The sequence below is a fragment of the Chryseobacterium oncorhynchi genome (assembly GCF_002899895.1).
GTDB classification, from domain to species: Bacteria; Bacteroidota; Bacteroidia; order Flavobacteriales; family Weeksellaceae; genus Chryseobacterium; species Chryseobacterium oncorhynchi.
The window spans coordinates 317406-341048 of record NZ_PPEI02000005.1 but is presented as its reverse complement, the minus strand read 5'-3'; the positions used below and the strand labels follow the sequence as shown (position 1 = coordinate 341048).

Sequence of the window (23643 nt, the reverse complement as noted above, 5' to 3'; positions counted from 1 at the left end):
AAGATGAGTCTATTTAATCTTTGTCACTTTATATCCAGAAATCTGCTAAACTCTCGGTCCCAATTCAATAATCTCGAGATCTTTGATTTCATCACCATCCACTACAAAGCGCATCATTGTTCTCATTTTATGCCAACCTTGTTTTCCACAAGCTCCGGGATTTAGATGGAGAAGGCTATTTTTCTCATCATACATGGCTTTTAGAATATGTGAATGTCCTGAAATAAATAATTTCGGAGCTTTCTCAGTGATTTCTTTTTTGGTAATCGGAGTATATTTTCCGGGATAACCGCCGATGTGAATCATCAGAACTTCCAGTTTTTCGCATAAAAAACGATTCACTTCAGGAAACTCTGAACGGATCTTGGCATTATCAATATTTCCGTAGACGCCTTTTAAGGGCTTTACTTTTTCCAGTTGTTCAATAACATCCATACTTCCAAAGTCACCACAATGCCACACTTCATCTGCTTGGGATGCATACTCTAAGATTCGATCGTCAATATAGGAGTGAGAATCGGAGAGAAGTAGAATCTTTGTCATTATCTAAGTGTTCTTTCAGTGATATTTTCGTCGTATTTGTCTTTAAATACAGCAACACGCTCAGAGTTCAGTTCTCCATCGTGATTGATGACTCTTTCCTTTAACAGCCATCTTACAAGCTTTTCCATTCCTTTTTTAGAATTCATGAAGTTGGCAATTTTAGCCAAATCTGTAGATTCTATTTTAGTTTTTTCAGTCAGAAAGTTTAAGATAAAATAATCATCACTTACATATCTAGGTGTTTCATTATCCATGTATTTGTACAGCAAAACCTCTTCATCATCTTTCATTGAAAAGAATGAATACTGAGCTGCATTGATTTTTTCTGCTTTCAGAATTTGCTTACCATCCAGAAGAACTTTATCATCTTTGATGGTTACATCCTGAGAAAAATATAAATTACAACTTATCATCAATAAAATGAAAGCTAATAATCTGTGTATTGCCATTGTAATGCTTTTAGACTGCAAATATAAAGAAGCTTTAATAAAAACCTATTTTGATGAGTTCAGATAATTACCCGAAACATTTCAGTAGTTTAATAAGAAATGTCCTTGGTTCTGCGTATGGAATCCAGTTTCTTTTCAATATCTGCACTGAAAACTTTTTTTAATTTCAGTTCACTCCCGATAAGCCTTGAAATGGTAAAAGTGCCATTCATACTATTATTGGAGGGGAATACAATAGCAATTGAAGAATCTGAAACTTTTTTCCAGCTTCCACTGTAACGTTCAAATTTTGAAGCTTTATTAGGGAAATCTTCTGTAGCATCATATCCGTTGGCTGATTTGCTTAAATTTCCTATGACTTTTCCGTTCTTATTGAATTTTAGACCAGGGCTTTTTGTATCAAAAACATCCTGTGTTTCATAAGTATAAATATAGGTGTCTAGCTTTTTCAGTTTCCAGGTTTGTAAAAGTAGCGGGTTAGAAGTCTTATCCTGACTCTTAACGAAACTGACTGCGAAAACTGATAATAATAGGATCCCAATAGATTTTTTCATGAATAATAACTGATTAATGGGAAATGTAAGTAAACTTTTAACATTGACAAAATTAACATCACCTAATATTTACTAAATTTGGGAAAATTAAAAAATAATGAAGCAGAAACTTTCTTATTTCATTTTTCTTTTAACCGTAGGATTAGCCAATGCACAGGTTGAAGAAAAAAAACTGGATGAACTGATCCAAAATACTCTGAAAACCTTTGACGTTCCGGGAATGTCTGTGGGAATTGTAAAAGATGGAAAGGTGACCTATTCCAAGGGATTTGGAGTACGTTCACTCACCACCAAGCAAGCCATGGATGATAATACACTTGTCGGAATCGCTTCTAACTCGAAAGGTTTTACCTGTGTGGCACTAGCAATTCTGGCAGATGAAGGAAAACTGAACTGGGACGATAAGGTTTCCAAATACATTCCTGAATTTCAGATGTACGATCCGTATGTTTCCCAAAATGTAACAATAAAGGATCTGATTACGCATAGAGCAGGGTTAGGATTGGGACAAGGTGACTTGATGTTTTTTCCGGAAGGAGGAAATTTAACGGTTAATGATATTGTTCATAATGTAAGATATCTAAAGCCTGAAAATCCTTTCAGAACCACCCTCGACTATAATAATATTATGTTTGTTGTTGCCGGAGAAGTGATCCACAGAGTTTCCGGATTAAGCTGGGCAGAATTTATCGAGCAAAAAATTATGAAACCTGTAGGAATGACTTCCAGTTTTGGAAGCTACAACAGAGCGAAAACTTCGGCCAATAAAATTGACGCTCATGCTCCCGTAGACGGAAAAGCAATTGCAGTTCCTCATGATTGGAATGAAACAGCTAATGCTGCCGGAGGAATTATGAGTAATATTAAGGATATGACAACCTGGGCAGAATGTCTTTTGAATAACTTTACGACTAAAGACGGTAAGAAACTGGTTTCTGATAAGAATGTTCAACAACTTTGGAGTCTGCAGATTCCTGATAGAGTTGCCGCAAAAAATCCATATGATACGAGTTTTTACGGATATGGTTTAGGATGGTTTTTAAGTGATGTGAAAGGGCACAAACAGGTACAACATACAGGAGGTCTTATCGGTACGGTAACACAGTTTACTTTAATTCCTGATCTTAAACTGGGAATTGTTGTTTTGACTAATCAACAGTCTGGGGCAGCTTTTAATACGATTACGAATACGGTAAAGGATTCTTACCTTGGAGTGACAGATAGAAACTGGCTGAAAACCTATGGTGAAAGGATGTCTAAAATGAATGTGGAATTTGAAAAGCAAAAGAAAGAAGCGTTTGTGAAATCAGAAGCATTCAAAAAAGAAAAATCACTTCAGCCAAAAGCAGAGCAATTTACAGGAACATATAATGATGTTTGGTTTGGTGATGTAGAAATTACACAGCAGGGAGGTACTTACAGAATTTTATGTAAAAATTCACCGAGATTAAAAGGCGAGTTGCTTCCTTATTCGAATAACTCATTCATTATTAAATGGGATGACAGAAGCTATGATGCTGATGCTTATATTATTTTCAGTTATGATGAGACTGGAAAAGCACAATCTGCAAAGTTGAAAGCTATTTCGGATGTGACGGATTTCAGTTTTGATTTTGATGATCTGGATCTGAAGAAAAAATAATCGAAACTATTTGTTATTATAATTCAATAGGAACGGGCTAAAGCCCGTTCTTTTTATATGGAGCGGATGATGGCTTTAGTCGGAGTTTAATCATCCGTCAAAAAAAAATGCCACACCTCCACTGGAGAGAAATAGGTAGTTTCTAGAATAAACTTTGGTCTATTGAAGTAAGTTTAAATCCTGTTGAGCTAAAGAAAATTCTGTATTCAGGTGGAGTTTTTTAAAGAAATTTTTTAGTTCAGATAATCGTTTTTTATTGTTATAATGTATGCTTGAATTCAGTTTCATCTGACAGAGTGAACAGGCTCTTGCAAAATGATAATCAGTTTCTGTAAGAGAATTCGTTCCGTTCATTACACAATTTGCATTCAGGCAATGACTGATACCAAACATGTGTCCGATTTCATGAGAGCTAATTTTCATTAATCTTACAAGACTATCATTAAAATTAGAATCTGTTAAATTACCATTAGCAAACCGGTATATTGAGGTTACTCCCACACCATTTTCATAAGAAGCCAATCCGAAAACATAGTTCCAGTCAGGTCTTGGGAAAAGATCTTTTTCTGTGATGCCCATCAATACTACAGCATCCTTTGGTTTTCTTTTTATTAAAATACTGTCCAGTACATATCCTCCCAATACCTGTTCTTGCCCTTCCTTAGAAATTCTTTTTACAGATTTAGGAAAAATAGTGTTGGGTAGTACAGGTAATATTTTTGTCTCAAGCTGGAAATAGATTCTTAAATATTCTTTTGTAAGAGCTACTTCCTTTTTCTGGAGTTCATTAAACTCTCCGATAGGTTGTAGATATATTGTTTTTTTTCCTGGCTCAGGCTTTATCTTTTTAGATTTTTGAAAATCTCCCAACTGCTGAAATTTTTCATCATGATTATATCTCCAACTTCCGTATTTAGGAGTAGAAAGTTTTACATCATTGATTGCAATGGTTTCAAAGTAGGGCTGCTCTTTTTTTTGACATGAAAAAAAGAAAATAAATAGTACTGTATAAAGAATTGCTGAGGTAAAGTTATATTTTCCCGGGCTCATAGAAGAACAAAAGTTTCTTTTTGGCACCATCAAACTCTGACCATGATTCACAATCTACTTCAAAACCGGCAACACCACAGGTGGGAAAGTGAAAAATATCTTCAGAAATAGAATTGGCAAAATTGGAAATTCCATTATTATGAGAGAAAAGGGCAACAGAACTTAGATTATCATCCAGCTCATAGATTACAGATTCAAAATTTCTTTCCGAAGGATTATACAGTTTTTCGTTCGTAGAGCAATTCAACTGATAGGTCTGATTGAAAATCTTACAGGTATTCAGGGCACGTACTGCCGGGCTTGATACAAAATGATCAATGGAAATATTATTATGTTTTAGGAATCTGGAGATGTTCATAGCATCCTCCAAACCTTTGTCTGCCAAGGGTCTGTCAAAGTCCTCCGTTTCTTCCGGCCAGTCGCTTTTTGCATGTCTTACGAGGATGAGTCTTTTCATATATCTGTTTTTTGGAAGATTAAAATTATAAAAAAAATAATGGAATAAAACATGATTTATATAAAAAAACTGCGTTATGAATAAAATCAGTAAATTTTACTAAATTTGCAGACTTATGGGACAAATCCTTGCAATAGACTACGGAAAGGCTCGTTGTGGCATTGCTGTAACAGACGATATGCAGATTATAGCCAGTGGGCTGGAGACTGTAGAGAACCGTGTTTTGATGGAATTTTTGAAAAAATATTTCAATGAAAATAAGGTAGATGAAGTAGTAATTGGGCTTCCCATAGATTTGAGAGGAAATATTTCAGAAGTGGAAACCGATATTTTAAAATTCATTGAAGAATTTAAGAAGGAATTTTCGGATATTGCAGTTCACCGTTTTGATGAAAGATTTACTTCAAAGATGGCTTCATTCTTTATTTCCCAAAGTGGAAAAACCAAGAAGAAAAGACAGGAAAAAGGATTAATAGATAAAGTAAGTGCAACCATCATATTGCAGAATTTTTTAGAACAAAGATTAAGATGATTTTACCGATAAGAGCTTTTGGGGATCCTGTTTTGAGAAAAGTGGGAAAAGATATAGATAAAGACTATCCCGAATTACAGGAACTGATAGAAAATATGTTTGAAACGATGTACAGCGCCAATGGCATAGGTCTTGCAGCGCCTCAGATCGGTTTGGATATCCGTATGTTTGTAATAGATGTGACGCCTCTTGCAGAAGATGAGGATTATGAAGATATTAAGGACGAGTTGGCAGAGTTCAGAAAAGTATTCATTAATGCCAGAATTCTAGAAGAATCTGGTGAAGAATGGAAGTTTAATGAGGGCTGTCTGTCGATTCCTGATGTAAGGGAAGATGTGAAAAGAAAAGGAACAATCGTTATTGAATATTATGACGAAAATTTTGTAAAACATACAGAAACTTTTTCCGATATTAGAGCCCGCGTAATTCAACATGAATACGATCACATTGAGGGGGTTTTGTTTACCGATCACTTGAGTGCTTTGAAGAAGAAACTGGTAAAAGGAAAACTTACGAAGATCTCTCAGGGTGATGTAAGCATTGGTTACAAAATGAGGTTTCCAAAATAACTTAAACAAGGATTAAAAAGAAATAATAATAAGCAATAAGCTATAGGCTGATTGCAGAATTTACAAAAAATAAAATTATGCTGTTAGAAAAAATAATTTCAATTTCTGGAAAACCAGGACTTTACAAATTAGTTTCTCAATTAAGAAACGGATTCATCATTGAAGATGTTACCAACAAGAAAAAAGTAAGCATCGGGAACTCTAGCCAGGTAAGCTTATTGGATAATATTGCAATGTTTACATTTGATAAAGAAGTTCCTTTGTTTGAAGTTTTTGAAAATGTTGCTAAAAACAATGATTATAAAGAAACTATTTCTCACAAATCATCTGATGCAGAATTGAAAGACTTTATGTTGTCTTCTCTTCCTAATTATGATACAGAAAGAGTATATGCATCTGACATCAAGAAATTGGCTCAATGGTACAATATTCTTCACAAAGCAGGATATATCACTCCTGATAGCTTTGTAAAAGCAGAAGCTGAAACTTTAGATGGCGAGCCTGCAGAAGAGGTAAGCATTGAAAAAGAAGCTAAAAAAGCTGCTCCAAAGGCAGAAAAGCCAGCAACACCAAAAGTAAAAGCTACTTCAGCTGCAAAAGCGGCTCCGAAAAGCACACATACTAAAAAAGGATAATTCATTTTTGAATTAAAAATACAGGCCTTGTTAAGAATTTTCTTGACAAGGCTTTTTTTTGTTTATTAAATAAGAGAATCAAAGAATTAAAAATCAATATAATAAATCATAATTTACTGTGATAATTAATGTTCAAACTTGTGCAACTTACCTTACATCTTTTAATATAAACTTTCAACTTTAAGGTTTGTAGTAGAGTGAAAATAACGCTTACATTTGTATAAGATTGAATTTGCAGTTACATATGAATACGAAACAGGAGAAACTAGAAGCATTCGGAAGATTATTGGACATTATGGATGATCTTCGTGAGAAATGTCCGTGGGATCAAAAGCAGACTCTGCAATCCCTTCGTCATCTTACCCTTGAAGAGACCTATGAACTTTCTGATGCCATTTTACAGGATGATTTGCAGGAAATAAAGAAAGAATTGGGTGATGTTCTGCTTCACTTGGTTTTTTATTCTAAAATAGGTTCTGAAAAAGAAAGTTTTGATATCGCAGATGTAATTAATTCCCTTAATGAAAAGCTTATCTTCCGTCACCCTCATATCTATGGAGATATTGAAGTGAAAGATGAGGAAGAAGTGAAACAGAACTGGGAAAAACTAAAGTTAAAGGAAGGAAACAAATCTATTTTAGGAGGTGTTCCGAAAAGCCTGCCAAGCCTGGTTAAGGCCTATAGAATCCAGGATAAGGTAAAAGGTATTGGCTTTGAATTTCATGATGCAGAAGATGCCTGGAAAAAAGTAGATGAGGAAATTCAGGAGTTTCACGCTGAAACAGATCTGGATAAAAAAGAACTGGAGTTGGGAGATGTGTTTTTCTCATTGATAAATTATGCGAGGATTTCAGGAATAAATCCTGATTCAGCTTTAGAAAGAACCAATCTGAAGTTTATTTCAAGGTTTCAAAAGATGGAAAATCTTGCCCGTGAGCAGGATTTAAACCTAGCTGATATGACTCTGGAAGAAATGGATGTTCTTTGGGAAAAAGCAAAACAGTTATCATAACACTCCGATTGGAACAATTAATGCTTTTTATTTTTAGTTTAAATTAAAAAACAACACAATGCTAAGACTTCTTATGTTACCTACCTTATTTCTATTGAGCTGCAATCCTAAGGCTCAGAATTCACCAGCGCAAGGTGATGATTTAAACCCGCAATTTTCTTTACCTAAAAAACTAAAGGAAGTTTCCGGGATTACTTTGTCAAAAGATAAAAAGACCATTTGGGTGATAGAGGACAGGGGAAATAAAAATGCAATGTATGGCCTAAGTGATAAAGGAGAAATGATCGCCAAGGTACCAGTAGAAAATGCTGAAAATACTGATTGGGAAGATATTATATCAGATGCACAGGGAAATATTTACATTGGAGATTTTGGAAATAATGATAATGACAGACGAGATCTGGCCATTTTAAAAACAGATCTGAAAGACGCTACTCAAAAAACAACACAGGTTGTTCAGACGACAAAGTTTCATTACGAAGGACAGACAGAATTTCCACCGAAAAAATCAAACCTGTTGTATGACTGTGAAGCGTTTGTAGAAATGGATGGTAACTTCTACCTTTTTACAAAGAACAGAAGTAAAGGCTTTGACGGAACATTCCTAGTATTTAAGGTTCCAAATAAAGAAGGTGATTTTGAAGCTAAACTGATCGGGAAATTAAAACTCCAAGGAGGGTATAATGATGCGGCTATTACATCAGCTACTATTAATACTACCAAAGATAAGATTGTATTACTAACCCATAAAAATGTTCATGTTCTTACAGGATTTACATCTGATGATTTCAATACTGCTAAGATCCAAAAGATTCCTCTAAACCATAATTCTCAGAAAGAAGCTATCGTTTTTCAAGATGATAAAACCTTAATGATTGCAGATGAAAAAGGCAAAAATGAGGGTGGAAATGTCTATCAGTTTTCTATTCAGCCATAAAATCTTATATTTGCCGCCATTACTAATTAATCATGAAAAAAATATTTTACATTCTATTTGCCTTAAGCTTATTTTCATGCAGCAGCAATGAGGATACAGCTGAAGAAACCCAGATACAAGATTTGCAACCAGATAAAGCATATATACATTATGTTGACAGGCCAACGAGTAATCTGAATACTGATTGGTATTATAGATTTAATTATGAGAATGGTAATTTGACAAAAATATCAGGATGGCTTATGGGTAAAAATTTTTCTTCAGATGCACATACCTACCTTACTTATCAAGGCAATGAAGCTAAAATAAGCTATTCTTTTGATTCTGATTTAACCAATGTTTATACATTGCAAAACAATAGACCAATAAAGGAAGTGCTGTATATTCAGGATTTTATACAAGGGACCAAGACCTATACATATGAAAATGATAAGATCAAAATATATTTGAAACCAACAAATGGTCTTTCTGATTATTTTGTGACATATTATTTTAATCCGGTAACTAAAAACATTACTAAGAGTGAGTTTTTACATAAACTGCAGGGAGCAGATGTAGAACTTACTACAACTATTTATTCAGATTTTGATAACGCCCAGAATCCTTTCAAAAAAATGGGATTGGTGAGTGATGATCTCTATGAAAAAAGTTTATCTGCCAATAATTTTAGAAAGAAGGAAGTCACTGTGAAGCAATTTGCTCATCCATCTAATGGAAATGCAGAAATAATTTTTGCAGCAACAATTCATAAATTGGCCTATAAATATGACTCAAAAGGGCAGGTTCTACTATACCACCCATTATAAATTAAAAATCCACAGATACTTTCTGTGGATTTTTTTTGAATGATATAGTTGATATGATTAAGGTCAAAATTTGCTATGGAGTAAGGTAAGATATGTGGATATTGCCACTTGAGATTCGGAAGTTCTGCGTATAGCGGCAACGTATTCTGAAAGTATCTCCCGGATTAAAAAAATTGATGGAAGATAAATTATGGTTCAGTCCTGTGGTGCGTTCTCCGTGGCCGGTAGATATGCCTGCAAGCGTTGTTTGGCTAGGTGATACTCTTTGAATGTAGGAGTTTGCTGTTCCGGCTGTTTGTCCAGACGGATTTAGATTCAGGTCATAGGTAACATAAGGGACAATATTATAAAACCCCGCTTTAACAACTGTAAATAACCCAGTTCCGGAATTGTATGTCAAATAAGCATTGTCAATTTTATTGCTTACATTGAAGATGTAGGTTTGTGAGTAATTTTCGTGAGTATTCACCGGGGTGCTGTGAGTTCCTGTATAGCTGCCACTGGCTGGACTGATATCTGTTTTATTTCCAACATAAATTACTTTTAAGAAATTTTCAGATTCTATACTTTTCCATACCGGTGCATTCCCCGTTCCGTTTGACATCAAGAACTCACCTTTACTCCCTGAATTTCCTTTGGTATTTGCATTTCCTCCCACATTGATATCTTTTACGACTTGGAGAGAACCATTAACGTGTAATGAATGTTGTGGTGTAGGTGTTTGTATCCCAACTTGTGCATTTATGTTTATTGACACAGCAAATAATGCCATGTATAATAGCTTTTTTTTCATCGAGTTGTTGATTTTATTGAAATAATTTTAAACAAATATAATTTCTTTTTAAAACATCTGTTTTTCTTAAATCAATAAGTATATCGCTGTATGAGTATGCTAATTCTATAATACAAAAAATATGGTCTTTATTTAAAAACCATATTTGTATTATCTCTGAAAAATGTTTATTAAAAAGTGGAATTATTAAATTTTATTTAAATTAGTTTTATACCAAAATTTAAATATTTTAATCGTAATGAGTTGATTTTTAAATATAAATTAATTAAAAATGAATTTTATTTTTGAATATAAAAATTAGAGTTAATTTATTCCTTTTATGAAGTTATTTTTTAAAACTTCATACCTATTCCTGCAGAAACCCTTCCGCCATCTGCCCCATAGAAATAGTTCAGTCTTGCAGACATCATTTCTACAATGCTGAGCCAAACTCCTGCCCCAACTGATTGATGCCACTTTCTTGAGTATTCATTATCATTCCAGACACGGCCAACATCATAACCTACAAGGATTCCCATGTTGGCAGGAACAATATTATTTCTGATTCTTCCAAAATCCCATCGTATTTCAGAGTTGTTTATAAAGTATGATCTTCCAGAAAATCTTTCATTTCTGAATGCTCTCATACCGTTATTACCACCAATGGCAGCGGCTTGATAGAATTCAAAATTATGATTGTTGATCCACATCGCATTGCTGGAGTTGGCAAACACAAAAATTCCTTTTTTATCAATTCTGTGGTCAATAGCCAATTTCCCCTTTATGGTCAGGAAATTTTTATTGAAATTGGAGAAAGTAGCTTTCCAGTCAGCATTCAACATGAATTCCATTCCAAGAGTAGGAAAGGCTACATTATCAGCATTTTTATAGCTGAATGTATAATTGGCTCCTAAAAACTGCTGACTGTTGAAGACTTCAGGTCGTACATCCGGAGATTGGTTGATGAATCGGCCGTCCTTTCTCTGTACTTTATTATCTTCAAAAGTAAGCTGGATCTGATGACTGAAGTTCATCCAGTTTTTCTTGGTAATTGAAGGGGCTACACTAAATTTGGAGATTCTGGCTCTATTATATTCTCTTTCTGTTTCCTCCTTATCATATGGGCTTTCATTGGAAAGGCCAAAGAAATTTTGGGAAAACCTCGGAGTAGTATAAGATGCATCCAGATTGAAATCCCATCCGGAAATAGCTTTTTTGAAAACTCCTTTATAAGTAAGGCTGAATCCTGCAGTAGCAGTATAAAAATTAGCCTTTAGACTATGCTTTTGGGTAAAAGGATCACGGATGAAATTATTTACAGTGTAATTAGCCAGCATTCCTATGATGACTCCATCATCCGGGTTATAATCTGCATTGGGATAGCCGGCTACAGAGTTGTATTTCGGATGTTTATAATTGTAGGTATTTATTTCGTAATCGTCAGAAATATTTTTTGTTGAATTACTGGCTTTATATGTATTCTTTTGAGATAGAAAATCATAGATCTTTACCTTTCTTCCATCTTCTACCTTATATACATCATGATTGTAGCCGCCTATCAGTCTGATATTCATTCGAGGGCGTCCGATTCCTACTACTTCATAGATGTCATCATCCTCCAAGCCATAAATCCATAGCTCCTTTGTTTTGGAATCATGATAGGTCTTTTCAAAAACCAGTTTATTTTTATCCTTGTTTTTGCCTAATTCATATTGCTGTACCTGTACGGTATGTCCTTTTTTGGTAATAACAAATTTGTCAGGATTTACAGTTCCTGCTAAAGAAACTTTTTCCTGTAGTATGTTATAATATTCCGATGCGTAGCCTTGCAGTTTAGTCTTTCGAATCTTCAGTTTTCTCTCAATATCAGCAATGGTATCATCCTGTACTTCTTTAGGGAGATTGTGGAAAGCATCATCAATATCAGCATCTGTTAAATGCTCCTGAATGTATTTTGCCTGTGTTTCCCATTCTTCCTGTGTAGATCCCTTTAAAAAGACAAGATCCATTGGATAAGGTTCCATATTTACCCATTTTACACTACTGATATCTTCTGTAAATGTTTTCATATGGCGGATTGCCGGAACATTCATGATAAGTTTGAAAGCTGCACCGTCGTATTTACTGAAAGCCTGATCTCTGTCTTTTGGAATAGGTTTGTAAATAATTTTGTCTCCATCCTCATATTCCGCCCATTTCCATTGATCGGAATGTCTGTCCCAGTCACCAATAAGCATATCAAAAAGTCTTGCTCTGATGTAAGATTCCCTGTCTACAGAATATTTAGAGCTTTTGCTAAGATTTTTTAATACATCATCCGTAGAAAGAATGTCCTTTGCATTATTAAGATAAGTCAATGTTTTTGGATCCGAAGAAAAACGTTCTTCAATCATGTACATTTCATCACCATAGTTGAGGTTATATCGATCCAGAGCTTGTTGCTTTGGGATATAGTATAGTTTTGGGTTACTGTGTAAAATATTAAGTTTTTCAGCCATATTTCCCACAGAAAATGGAGTGAATGGATGATTTGTGGTGTAGAAGTCTAATAAGAATTTTTCTGGAAAAGTATCCGTTAGTTCTTCACCCAATGTACTCTTTGTGAAAGCCATATTATTGAGGAAACGCACGGCACTTTTTTTCACACCACGCATTACAAACTCCTGTCCATCCTTAGCTTTTAATCTTAAACTATTGGATTGATTTCCGCCACCTTCCCTGAACGGGATAAAACCACCATTTAACTCTGAGAGATTGGCTGTAGGGGCTTCAATTGGAATTCCATAATACTTTCTGTAATGTTCTCCCCATAACCATCGATAAAACTTACCTTTTTGAGTAAGCTGCAAAGGATAAATGCTGGAAGAAATGGTAGATGGAAATGTATTGGGAAAATTATTCACAAATACATCTGGCTTAGAAACCACAGAGATCTGGGTTAATTTTTTTAACTGATCATTTTGTGTAGAGAAGTATTCAACGTCTGTACTTTGATCTTTTCTGATATTTAAAACAGCAAAACCATTACCACCATAAGAAAAATCAGTATGCTCCGTTATGGTAGACGGATCTACCTTAGAACCTGCGCCACTAATGATTTGTCTGATGTTCCCATCTTCATGATATTGTAGATTGTGATCATGTCCGGAAACGAAAATAATATTTTCCTTATCCTGAACAAGGCTTTTTAATCGGTTGGCAAGATCTGCATAATGTTGATTGTTGAGGTCTGCCGGACTTATTCCGGAAGAACTTCGAAGTACATTGATAGCACTTGTTATAATAGGTACAGGAACTTTACTTTTAAAAGGGAACAGATGAGATTTAGCTGAGTTAAACCCTGCATGAGTTCCACTGCTTATAACAGGGTGGTGCAGAGCTACAATAATTCTTTTACCCTGGTTTTTAATGATTAGATCTTTAAACTCCGTAAAGAAGTCTTCGCGGGTCTTGATATTACAGTTTTTATTGATTCCTGGGTAGTTATCCCAGTTGGCAATAACCCATTCTGTATCAATTGCGATTAATTTAATATCCTTGGATATATTGATATCATCAATTGGACATCCGTTTTTAGGGAGAAAAGGTTTCTTATCGTCAAAATATTTTTTTACAATTTCTTCTTGGGCTTTCAATCCGTCCAATCCGCTATACCAATCATGATTTCCGGGGATTACTAAAGTTTTTCCCTTAAAATTTTTAGTGATGGCAAGCTGATTTTCCAGTTTTTGTTTTGCTAAATCATAATCTTTATCCGTTTCCTTAGGCATTCCGTTCGGATAGATATTATCTCCCAGAAAGATCAGCATAGAGTTATTATTTGCTGAGTCCAGTTTGCCTTTAAGGAGGTTCAGTGTTTTTTGGGCCTGAGGTTCATCTGCATTTCCGGCATCTCCAATAAGGAAAACCTTAAAGTCATTTTCAGATTTTATGTCAGAATCTTTTACTTCAAATAAGTTTTTGCCTTTTTGTACGTTATATGTTGCGCAGGAATATAACACTCCGGCGGACATTACTGTTCGTAAAACAATAGAAGTATTTTTTAGATGAGTTTTAAAGGATAAATTCATAAATTTACATTAACAAAAATTCAGGAATGAGCATTCTACACAAAGCTAAAAATTATGTTGAAATCTTATTCAAAGATAAGTTATCTTCGGTATATTTTTATCATAATTTTATCCATACTGCCTATACCGTTAATAAGGCAGAGGAAATCATGAAAAACACCCCTGTTTCTGAAGAAGATCAGGAGAAGGTACTCGTGGCACTTTGGTTTCATGATACTGGCTATATAGAATGTGCCATGAATCATGAGGAAAGAAGTGTAGAGATCATGAAAAACTTTCTACATGAGGAAAATTATCCGGAAAACTATATCGCTGATATAGAAAAACTGATATTGGCCACTAAGATTAATCATGAACCTCAAGGGATATTGGAGAAAATTGTAAAAGATGCTGACTTCAGCCATTTTGCAGGCCATGATTACAATGATATTTCTGATGCTTTAAGAAAAGAATGGGAGCTTACCAATGTAAGATGCTTTTCTAATGATGAGTGGAATGCCGGAAATCTTGATATGCTGAAGAATAAGCACACCTTTTATACAGACTATGCCAAGGAAAACTGGGAGCCTTTAAAAAAGAAAAATATCAAAAAAATTGAAAAAAAACTTGTAAAAGAGGAAGAGAAAAAAGATAATTCTGAGGGAAAGAAAGAAAAAGAAAAATCAGACAGAAGTGTAGATACCTTATTCAGAGTAACACTCAATAATCATACAAGGCTGAGTGATATTGCAGATAGTAAAGCCAATATTCTTTTATCTGTAAATGCGATCATTATTTCAGTCTGTCTTTCTGTATTGGTTCCAAAACTAGATGCTCCGAAAAATTCACACCTGATTCTTCCGAGTTTTATACTTTTGCTATCCAGTGTTCTTACCATCATATTTGCTATCCTGTCTACAAAACCTAATGTAACGAAGACAACATTTACGACTCAGGATGTTACCAACAGAAAGGTGAATCTACTCTTCTTCGGAAATTTTCAACAAATGCTTTTTGATGACTATCATAATGCAATGAGGGATTTGATCAAGGATAGAGATTATATTTATGACTCTATGGTAAAAGATTTGTATTATCTGGGAAAGGTTCTCGACAGAAAGTATAAGCTTTTATCCATCACTTATAAAATCTTTATGGCCGGAATTATTATTTCAGTGCTATCATTTGGATTTGCTTTCCTTAGTCTTTAATAAAAACAAAATAGAATGATTGTCAGACAGCGTACGAATTGGCTGAAAATGTTATTTATATGGAGGGGTTCTGTGTTGAAGAAAATAGTAGTTCAGCTTATTATCATTAGTCTGTTTTCTCTGGCAATTTATTATTTCAAAGGGAAAATCTTTGATTATAAAGTACACCTTAACCCTACGATCTTCACATTAATTGGACTGGCACTAGCCATTTTCATGGGGTTTTGCAATTCTGCAAGCTATGACCGTTTTTGGGAGGGAAGAAAACTTTGGGGACTTCTTGTCATCGAGACAAGATCACTTACAAGACAAATTTTATCTCTGGTAAACGATTCATCGCCTGAGGCCAAAGAAGAAAAACAGAAGATCATTAAGCTGATTTCAGCTTTTTGTTGGTCTTTGAATTATCAATTAAGAGATAAATCAGGAACAGAGCATTTATCTAGGCTATTATCTCCGGAGCAAGTAGATCAGTTGAAAGATAAAAAATTTATTCCAAGCATTATCTTGGGATTTATTGCCGATTGGTTGAGTGAGCAGAATAAAAAAGGGAATATAGACACTATTGTAATGACTACAATGGATCATCAGCTGAACCAGTTCTCCAATATTTCTGGAGGCTGTGAGAGAATCTACAACACGCCCTTACCATTTGCTTATAGTATTTTGTTGCACCGTACAGTTTATCTCTACTGTTTCTGGCTTCCTTTTGGACTGGTAGATTCATTGGGCTGGGTGATGCCTTTAATTGTTTTACTGATAAGCTATACCTTTATTGCGCTGGATGCCATTATACAGGAGATTGGAGAACCTTTTGGGGAAGAGGAAAATGACCTTGCCCTGAATAGTATCTGCCGTACCATTGAGTTCTCTATTTTTGAACAGGCAGAAATCCCACAAGGAGAGTTAAAAAAGCCGGATTCTTATTTTATAGATTGATCTCTTGGCTGATTGAAACCCTCAGCGCCAGCAATCCTGTAATCCCCTGAAGGTCTTCCACCTTTAGGAACTCTACATTATGCTGTAGAATATTTTTCTTTTGAAGTCTTGAGATGTATTCCAGGTATTCTTTCTGGTTTTCCATTCCGAAGTAGACGATGGTGATCTTTCCGGGAGCAGTGATTCGCTCTGAAGAATCCTTTACATGGGCTTTGTCCAGACGTTTTTTTATAATTTCATAATAGGAATTGTAGGCGCCGTCTACATCAAAGCGTTTTTCATCCATTCTGAAACGGATGTCTATTTTTTCATTATAAACGAAGATCAGAGAGGCAATATCTAATGAAATAGGAAGATTCTGTTTAAAAGTCTGGAACTCAAATTCCATTTTACAGATGGTTTTCAGTTGCCAGTACCTTAATTTATGTACCACTTTTGAAGTATAATGCAGTTCAGGCGCAATATTATGGCCTATGTATAGATTATGCTCCACACCATCAGACTTGAATCTTTCATAGTAGTGTGGAAAAATCTGTTGAGCCTTAATTTGGTTCTCATCCAGCATATCCGCGAACTTTCTGTTGAGAAGCATTATAGAATCGTCCAGTTTTTTTCTGTAATTATAGAACAGATCTGTTTGGGGACGCACCTGTAAAAAGTAATCCTTAATCTTTGCCTTTACTTCTCTGGATGATCTCACTTCCAGCTTGGCTTGTAAAAAAGGATGTATTTCTTCCCTCAACAATCTCTGAAAACGTTGTTCCGTATCCGCTTTGATCTCATTGTTCAGTTCATTCTCAAAAACATCAAGAGCTAACGTGAATTTCTCCGAATCAGAATTTGTTAAGGTTAAAATATCAATTAACCATTCAATTTGTTGGTTAAGATCCTGAAGCATTAAGTTAAAACGCTTTTCAGAGGAAGAACGAATATCCGATACTCCAAATAAAGGAGTTAGATTTTTAAAGGAGATTTGCTTTAAAGTATATATTTTTTTTCCCAATGAAGCTGTAAAATATTTTTCAGCCTCATTCCGGAACTTCCATACTACACTATCATGGATAGAGGTATATTCACGCTGGATAATGGCTTCTATCTGGTAATTTTTCTCAAAATAGAACCTGTTCAGAGAGAAGAGGATCATGTCTGAAAAAAACTCCATTTTTTTGAGTTTTAAACCATTAAAACTGCCGGCAATAGAAGAAGTAAATTCCATGATCGCAAGCAGGTCATTGTCTTTCATGATAGGAATTACCATGAAGCTATTGACATTATTATCCTTTAAAATATTAAAAGATGGAAGTTGTCTGACAGTTTCATCAAGGTTATTTACATTGGAAACAACAATAGGCTTTGAATTATGACTTATATTATTGAATGTATTTATTCTGGTTTCTTCGTCAAAAGTATTGATCCAGAAATCAAGAATATGATTGGTAAGTAAGCTTTCATAAATAGGAAGATTATCCAGTTTTTGCTCTTTCTTATTGAAAGTCATGAGTCCGAAGTTGAGGTCTGCCACATCAAAATAAGACTTGAAAATTTCAGTCAGATTTTCATTAGGGTTTAGATCTTCGGGGTCAATTTCTATCATGCTTGACTTCAGATCAGATAAAGCTACTTCAGAAGTACAATCTACAAGTGAAATAATAGTGAACCCTTTCAGTATCCAAGATTGCGAGGGAAAATATTTTTTCCACAGTTTAAAATCATCCAGATTTTCTAAAAGCATATCCAGAATATCATCAGAAGGAATTTTTGCTTCTTCTGTAGGATAAATTTCAGTGAAATCTGAATTTACTGTAATCTTATAATGCTTCATGATTCCCTGTTTATTGGGGATATCATAATAGAAAGGAATGGTACTTTTAATATCTTTTTTGAAATAAGTCTGAAGAATCAAACAGCAGCAGAATACATAAAACTCATTGTCAGTAATATTTCTGAGCTCTATTTCAAAGTCTTTTCCTGCGTCTTTAAGGATTCCTTTAAATCTTTCGGTATAATTAAAGGTGATGTTGGAAAGAGGAATACTTGCGGCTTTTATTTCATTGTTGGTAAGTCCTGTAGGAAATAGGTCGGCAAGAAGCAATCTGATGAGGTCTTCATTTTTTTCTAAAAGACTAATGTCTTGAAAACCATCTTTTAGTTCTGTAAAATTCTTCGTTCTGTCAATTAAAGATTCAGCATAATTGACCCTATATTCCAGGCGATCATTATAACGGATATGCTCCAAAACATCCAAATATTTTTTGAATGATATATAAACCTGAAAAGGAGAGTCTTTTTTGTAAAGATTGGCCAACTGCTGAAATTTAGAGTAAAGTTATGAAAAAAACGCCATTTTCAAATGTAGTCTTTTACAGGAAGAATTAGCATTATAAGGATATTTTATTTCATGGTTATGTATATTTTTTTGAAATATGTATATCATTATTTGTTGTTTTTTATTTTTTCTTTATTTATCACTTCCTTTTTTATAAACAAGCATATCAACAAAAAAACCTTCCAGATCAACTGAAAGGTTTTTAATATAGTGTGGATAACTTTTTATAATCCGAATATCCCTGCAAACAGATCCGGGAAAATACCCAGTGCGATAATCGTTACGATTACAACTACTGCAACAATATTGTAAGTAATAGTTACTTTTTCTGAAGACTTGAACGTTGATTCCTTAAAGAAGAACATTGCAACGATCAGTCTTAAATAGTAAGCGATAGATAGGGCAGAACCCAATACTGCTACCAATACCAAGAATGCCGCTCCGTTCATTGCTTGGGAGAATAAGGCAAATTTCCCCATGAAACCAGCCGTTAGCGGAACTCCTGCCATTGAAAGCATAGAGATTGCTGCTACTGTAGCTAATAGAGGTTCAGTTTTAGCCAATCCTTTGAAAGCTCCGAAAGATGTTTCTCTCTTTAATTTCTCTACCCAGATTAAGCACATGAAAACACCTACCGTAGATAAAGCATAAGCAAATAAATAGAACGCTAAGTTATAAGTAGAAAGGCTTGTCATTCCGAAGAATACCAATCCGATATATCCTGCGTGGGAAACTGAAGAGTAAGCCAACATTCTTTTTGCATTGGTTTGGGCAAGACCCATAACGTTTGCTAAAAGCAATGTAATGATTAAGAATACTCCTAAAACATTAATCCATTCGTGAGTAACTCCAGCAAATCCAATCGTCATTAATCTGAATAAAGCAAAGAATCCTGAGATCTTTACTACACTCGCCATGAAAGCAGTGATTAATGATGGTGAACCTGCGTATACATCAGGACTCCACATATGGAAAGGTGCTAATGCCACTTTGAATGCTAAAGCGCAAAGGATTAATAATACACCTAGAATAAACATTACGTTGGTAGCATTTGCTACACCAAAGTCATGAATTTTATAGAGATCAAAACTTCCTGCACTTCCGTAGATGAACGCAATACCGAAAAGTAAGAAACCTGTCGCGAATGCACCCATTAAGAAATACTTGATTGAAGCTTCGTTTGATCTTAAATCAGTTTTGTTGGCACCGGCCATTACATATAATGGAATAGAAAGAATCTCAACACCCAGGAACATTGTTACTAAGTTCTGGTATCCGAAAAGAACAATCCCTCCAATTAATGCAAATAGCATCAATGCATATAATTCTGACTGGTGGCTTCTATGGTTGCTGAATGCAAAACCTCCCAGAAAGAATAACAATAATGTTGTTACAATTGATATTTTAGTGAATAATGCCGTATTGGCACTGTATTCATACATATGCTTGTATTGATCGAAGAACGAACATTCAGGCATAAAGCTTACATACAATGCGATGATTAGTCCCAAAATCCCAATGTATCTTGCGAATTTTCCTTGTTCAAAAACTCCTGAAAATAACGCAATAACTGCCGTTAGGAAAACAATAATTAAAACACTCATAATATAGATTTGAGATGTGAGATTTGAAGTTTAAAGTTTTAGATTCAAAGTTGAGGGTTTAGTTTCCTATTTCCAGTTTCTTTGTCTCTTCTCTTTTACTCTTCTCTAACCTCTTAATTTTTTAATTTTTAAATCTTTTAATTTTTAGTTGGCCATCGCCATGTAGATAAACTTCACTGAACTACTCACCATGTCGATTACCGGTTGTGGGAAAATACCAAGTAAGATCACAAAAACCGTTATACTTGCCAATACAGAAAATTCTACACCTGATAAATCTTTTGCTGTACTTAAAACTTCTGCATTTCCTTCTCCAAACATTGCTTTTCCGTAGAATCTCAATAAGTATACTGCACAAAGAATCACCGTAAGACCAGCAATTACTGCTGCCGTTCCGTTAAAATCATATACTGATTTCAATAGAATAAATTCTCCGATAAATCCATTGGTTAATGGAACTCCCATTGAACCTAATATAATGATCAGGAACAATACAGCAAATTTAGGAGCAACTTTCGCTAAACCACCCATTTGTCTGATGTCTCTTGATTTAAATCTCTTGTATAAAATATCACAACAGTAGAATAATCCTACTACGTTGATACCGTGAGCGAACGTTTGTACCAAAGCTCCCTCAGCACCTTCTACATTGAAATTTCCTCTTAAAGTAACTACTGCAGAAGCGAAGATACCTGCTACCATCAATCCTACGTGAGAGAAAGATGAATAGGCTATAATTCTCTTCATATCCGTTTGGATAATTGCAATCAATGCACCATGAACAATTCCTACGATAGCAAGGATGATTACAATCTGTCCGGAAATTCCAGCAATAGGAAGTGGAGTAATTGGAAGTAAATAACGCATTAGACCATAAACTGCCATCTTAAGCATGATACCAGATAACAACATCGACCCTTGAGTAGGAGAGTAGGTATAGGTATCAGGCTGCCAGGTATGGAAAGGAAATACCGGTAATTTCACTGCAAATGCAAAGAAGATAAACCAGAATACCACAGTCTGTTGTGTTTCATTCAGTTGTGCATTGTATAGATCTGTTAAAGCGAATGATGCAGAGTGGTTGTACACATAGATCAATCCGGCTAACATAAATAGAGATCCAACGAATGTATATACGAAGAATTTCGTAGTGAATTCAAACCTTTTATTTTCTTGTCCCCAAAGTCCGGCGATAAACCAAATTGGAATCAATGTTACTTCCCAGAAAATGTAGAACAACAATCCGTCTAAAGAAGTAAATACTCCTATAAGACCAAACTGCATCAACAGAATCAGTCCGTAGAATGTATTTCTGTAGTTTACACTTTCATTGAAAGAAGATAAAATGATGATAGGCACCAAAATATTAGTCAGCAATAAAAGAAGCATACTCATCCCATCGATACCGAAGTGAAGAGAACTCTTCATAAATTGTGACCAGGGATAATTGATTTCGTGCTGCAATACGCTGTCTACCGTCGGAGTAAAATCAAAATCCGATAGTATATAGAACGTAAGGAGCATTTGGACCAATGCAATTCCCAGTGCCAAATATTTGCTGGAATTACTCTTCCATGCAAAAACTAATCCCGAACCTACTAGAGGTAATAGTAATAATGTTAATAATAAACAAGACATTATTATTGTAATAAAAAGTTAACAATTAATATAATTCCCACCGCTAAAGACATGATAAGGATATATGTCTCTACATTTCCATTCTGTACACGCTTCATAGCTTTTCCGCTGTCTTCAGCACCATCACCTACAAAGTTTACAAAACGGTCTAAGATACCCTTATCAAACATTTTTCCTCCGCGTCCTAATCCTTCAACAGTTTTTACAATCAATGCGTTGTAAAGTTCGTCAACGTATAATTTCTTAGCAGAAAGCTTTTCCCATCCGGTATAACTTTCTTCTGCAATAGCCATTTTTTTCTTCTTCACGTAGGTATTTCTAACGATAAACCATACAGAGAAGAACATAAGTACTGTAGCAGCTAATAAGATCATTTCAGTATTGAAAGGTACTCCTGAAAGAGTAGCTTCCATCTGACTGTAGCTTTGTTCCGTAAGAACAGGCTTCAACCATTCCATCAGTTTAGCATAGTGCCCGTGTCCGATGAAGTGTGGCAAGTTGATAAAACCTCCAACTACAGAAAGGATTGCCAATACGATCAATGGTAATGTCATATTAGTTGGGCTTTCATGTAAGTGGTGTTTTTGCTCTTCAGTACCTCTGAATTCTCCATGGAATGTCAAATAATACAGTCTGAACATATATGTTGCAGTCATTGCCGCTAAAACAAATAAGATTACCCAATAGATTGGATTTTTAGCGAAAGCTGCTACTAAAATTTCGTCTTTAGAGATCATCCCTGAAAGTAAAGGGAAACCTGAGATGGCTAATGTTCCGATAAGGAATGTAGCGTGTGTAAGAGGAATATATTTTTTAAGACCTCCCATGAAACGCATATCCTGTTCGTTGCTCATTGCGTGGATTACAGAACCTGCACCTAAGAATAATAAAGCTTTGAAGAATGCGTGCGTCATTACGTGGAACATTGCTGTTGTATACGCTCCAAGACCTAAAGCAATGAACATAAACCCAAGTTGTGAAACAGTAGAGTATGCCAATACTTTTTTGATATCGTTTTGACGTAGTGCATAGAATCCTGCTAAAGCTGCAGTTAAGAATCCGATTAATAGAATTCCTCCTTGTACTGTTGGAGCTAAAGTAAATAAGAAGTTTGATCTTACTACCAAATAGATCCCGGCAGTTACCATCGTTGCTGCGTGGATTAACGCTGATACAGGAGTTGGTCCTGCCATTGCATCCGGTAACCAAGTATATAATGGAACCTGAGCAGATTTACCGGTAGCACCGATGAATAAACTCGCTGTGATAAAGATAATCACTGTTCCGTCTAATTCAAATTTTGAAGCATTTTCTGCTACTGAAAGGTAATCTACAGCATTGGTTTGAGCAGCAATCATAAAGATACCGATCAATAATGCAAGGTCACCAATTCTGTTCATGATGAAAGCTTTTCTTGCCGCTTTACCGTATTCTTCATTGGTATACCAGAATCCGATCAATAGGTAAGAACAAAGACCTACTCCTTCCCATCCGATGAATAAGATAAGGTAGTTGCTTCCCATTACTAAAAGTAACATTGAGAAGATGAAAAGATTCAGGTAAGTAAAAAACTTATAGAACCCTTTATCATGACTCATATATCCGATAGAGTATAAGTGGATCAGTGAACCGATACCCGTAATGATCATCACCATCATTAATGAAAGCTGATCAATCTGGAATCCAAAATTAATTTGTACTCCATTTACTCTAAACCATTCAAAAGCTTTTACGATTACAGGCTGGCTTTCAGAATTAAAATTCATGAAAAGACTTACAGCGATACAGAAAGATCCGAATACTGCTGCCGTTGCCAAAGAACCCACCAATATTTTTGGAAGATTTTTCCCGAATAAACCGTTAATAAGAAACCCTAAAAGTGGTAAAAGTACTATTGCATATACTAAATTCTCCATTC

The 23643-nt window shown here is 35.0% G+C and carries 20 protein-coding genes; 9 read left to right on the top strand and 11 right to left on the bottom strand.

Translation table 11 applies throughout. The annotated features are described in order from the left end of the window. Nucleotides 1-45: 45 nt before the first annotated feature. The 3 genes from C1638_RS17395 to C1638_RS17385 all read right to left on the bottom strand — a co-directional run bounded on the left by C1638_RS17395 (nucleotide 46) and on the right by C1638_RS17385 (nucleotide 1546). Nucleotides 46-543, bottom strand: a complete 498-nt coding sequence (locus C1638_RS17395; protein WP_109623076.1) for a metallophosphoesterase family protein — start codon at nucleotides 541-543, stop codon at nucleotides 46-48. Further along, a complete protein-coding gene (locus C1638_RS17390) occupies nucleotides 543-992 on the bottom strand; it encodes a hypothetical protein (RefSeq protein WP_109623074.1) in 450 nt (149 codons plus the stop codon). The genes C1638_RS17395 and C1638_RS17390 overlap by 1 nt, the downstream gene beginning before the upstream one ends. Before the next feature lie 89 nt (nucleotides 993-1081). Beyond that, a complete protein-coding gene (locus C1638_RS17385; RefSeq protein ID WP_109623072.1) occupies nucleotides 1082-1546 on the bottom strand; it encodes a hypothetical protein in 465 nt (154 codons plus the stop codon). Nucleotides 1547-1643: 97 nt separating this feature from the next. Between C1638_RS17385 and C1638_RS17380 the strand changes: the two genes are divergently transcribed. Further along, nucleotides 1644-3188, top strand: a complete 1545-nt coding sequence (locus C1638_RS17380; protein ID WP_109623070.1) for a serine hydrolase — start codon at nucleotides 1644-1646, stop codon at nucleotides 3186-3188. A gap of 159 nt (nucleotides 3189-3347) precedes the next feature. On the opposite strand, the gene C1638_RS17375 is transcribed toward C1638_RS17380, so the two are convergent. Together C1638_RS17375 and C1638_RS17370 are read right to left on the bottom strand one after the other, a co-directional pair. After that, complete coding sequence (locus C1638_RS17375; RefSeq protein ID WP_109623068.1) at nucleotides 3348-4238, bottom strand: archaemetzincin; 891 nt, start codon at nucleotides 4236-4238, stop codon at nucleotides 3348-3350. Continuing rightward, nucleotides 4219-4695, bottom strand: coding sequence for a SixA phosphatase family protein (locus C1638_RS17370; protein ID WP_109623066.1), 477 nt, complete (start codon nucleotides 4693-4695; stop codon nucleotides 4219-4221). The genes C1638_RS17375 and C1638_RS17370 overlap by 20 nt, the downstream gene beginning before the upstream one ends. A gap of 115 nt (nucleotides 4696-4810) precedes the next feature. Here C1638_RS17370 and ruvX point away from each other — a divergent pair, with 115 nt between their 5' ends. From ruvX to C1638_RS17340, 6 genes are all read left to right on the top strand, one after another. Beyond that, on the top strand, nucleotides 4811-5227 hold the full coding sequence (ruvX, locus tag C1638_RS17365) for a Holliday junction resolvase RuvX (RefSeq protein WP_106917387.1): 417 nt from the start codon (nucleotides 4811-4813) through the stop codon (nucleotides 5225-5227). Then, nucleotides 5224-5796: a peptide deformylase gene (gene def / locus C1638_RS17360; RefSeq protein WP_109623064.1), complete on the top strand. Its 573-nt coding sequence runs from the start codon at nucleotides 5224-5226 to the stop codon at nucleotides 5794-5796. Before ruvX ends, def begins: the two co-directional genes overlap by 4 nt. A 77-nt stretch (nucleotides 5797-5873) precedes the next feature. Further along, the gene (locus C1638_RS17355) at nucleotides 5874-6431 is read left to right on the top strand and encodes a DUF5606 family protein (protein ID WP_109623063.1); all 558 of its coding nucleotides are present in this window, start codon (nucleotides 5874-5876) and stop codon (nucleotides 6429-6431) included. Nucleotides 6432-6675: 244 nt separating this feature from the next. Further along, nucleotides 6676-7443: a nucleoside triphosphate pyrophosphohydrolase gene (mazG, locus tag C1638_RS17350; protein ID WP_109623061.1), complete on the top strand. Its 768-nt coding sequence runs from the start codon at nucleotides 6676-6678 to the stop codon at nucleotides 7441-7443. Nucleotides 7444-7501: 58 nt separating this feature from the next. After that, nucleotides 7502-8380 carry an SdiA-regulated/phytase-like domain-containing protein gene (locus tag C1638_RS17345; protein WP_109623059.1) on the top strand — a complete coding sequence of 293 codons (879 nt, stop codon included), beginning with the start codon at nucleotides 7502-7504 and terminating at the stop codon, nucleotides 8378-8380. A 32-nt stretch (nucleotides 8381-8412) separates the two neighbouring features. After that, nucleotides 8413-9186 carry a hypothetical protein gene (locus tag C1638_RS17340; RefSeq protein ID WP_109623057.1) on the top strand — a complete coding sequence of 258 codons (774 nt, stop codon included), beginning with the start codon at nucleotides 8413-8415 and terminating at the stop codon, nucleotides 9184-9186. A gap of 73 nt (nucleotides 9187-9259) precedes the next feature. Here the strand turns inward: C1638_RS17340 and C1638_RS17335 are convergent, their stop codons facing one another. Together C1638_RS17335 and C1638_RS17330 are read right to left on the bottom strand one after the other, a co-directional pair. Then, nucleotides 9260-9979 carry a hypothetical protein gene (locus C1638_RS17335; protein WP_109623054.1) on the bottom strand — a complete coding sequence of 240 codons (720 nt, stop codon included), beginning with the start codon at nucleotides 9977-9979 and terminating at the stop codon, nucleotides 9260-9262. 332 nt (nucleotides 9980-10311) lie between these two features. Next, nucleotides 10312-14028 carry a metallophosphoesterase gene (locus C1638_RS17330; RefSeq protein ID WP_109623052.1) on the bottom strand — a complete coding sequence of 1239 codons (3717 nt, stop codon included), beginning with the start codon at nucleotides 14026-14028 and terminating at the stop codon, nucleotides 10312-10314. A gap of 26 nt (nucleotides 14029-14054) precedes the next feature. On the opposite strand from C1638_RS17330, the gene C1638_RS17325 reads away from it, so the two are divergent. Beyond that, complete coding sequence (locus C1638_RS17325) at nucleotides 14055-15218, top strand: Pycsar system effector family protein (protein ID WP_109623050.1); 1164 nt, start codon at nucleotides 14055-14057, stop codon at nucleotides 15216-15218. A 15-nt stretch (nucleotides 15219-15233) separates the two neighbouring features. Next, complete coding sequence (locus C1638_RS17320) at nucleotides 15234-16157, top strand: bestrophin family protein (protein WP_109623049.1); 924 nt, start codon at nucleotides 15234-15236, stop codon at nucleotides 16155-16157. Here C1638_RS17320 and C1638_RS17315 read toward each other — a convergent pair. The 4 genes from C1638_RS17315 to nuoL form a co-directional block, all read right to left on the bottom strand. Continuing rightward, on the bottom strand, nucleotides 16147-18462 hold the full coding sequence (locus C1638_RS17315; RefSeq protein ID WP_109623046.1) for a GAF domain-containing protein: 2316 nt from the start codon (nucleotides 18460-18462) through the stop codon (nucleotides 16147-16149). The genes C1638_RS17320 and C1638_RS17315 overlap by 11 nt on opposite strands. 245 nt (nucleotides 18463-18707) lie before the next feature. Beyond that, entirely contained in the window at nucleotides 18708-20087 is a 1380-nt protein-coding gene (locus C1638_RS17310) for an NADH-quinone oxidoreductase subunit N (RefSeq protein WP_109623044.1), read from the bottom strand. 144 nt (nucleotides 20088-20231) lie between these two features. Continuing rightward, entirely contained in the window at nucleotides 20232-21725 is a 1494-nt protein-coding gene (locus C1638_RS17305; RefSeq protein WP_109623043.1) for a complex I subunit 4 family protein, read from the bottom strand. Between the two features lie 2 nt (nucleotides 21726-21727). Then, nucleotides 21728-23641: an NADH-quinone oxidoreductase subunit L gene (nuoL, locus tag C1638_RS17300; protein WP_076356191.1), complete on the bottom strand. Its 1914-nt coding sequence runs from the start codon at nucleotides 23639-23641 to the stop codon at nucleotides 21728-21730. Between the last annotated feature and the right edge of the window lie 2 nt (nucleotides 23642-23643).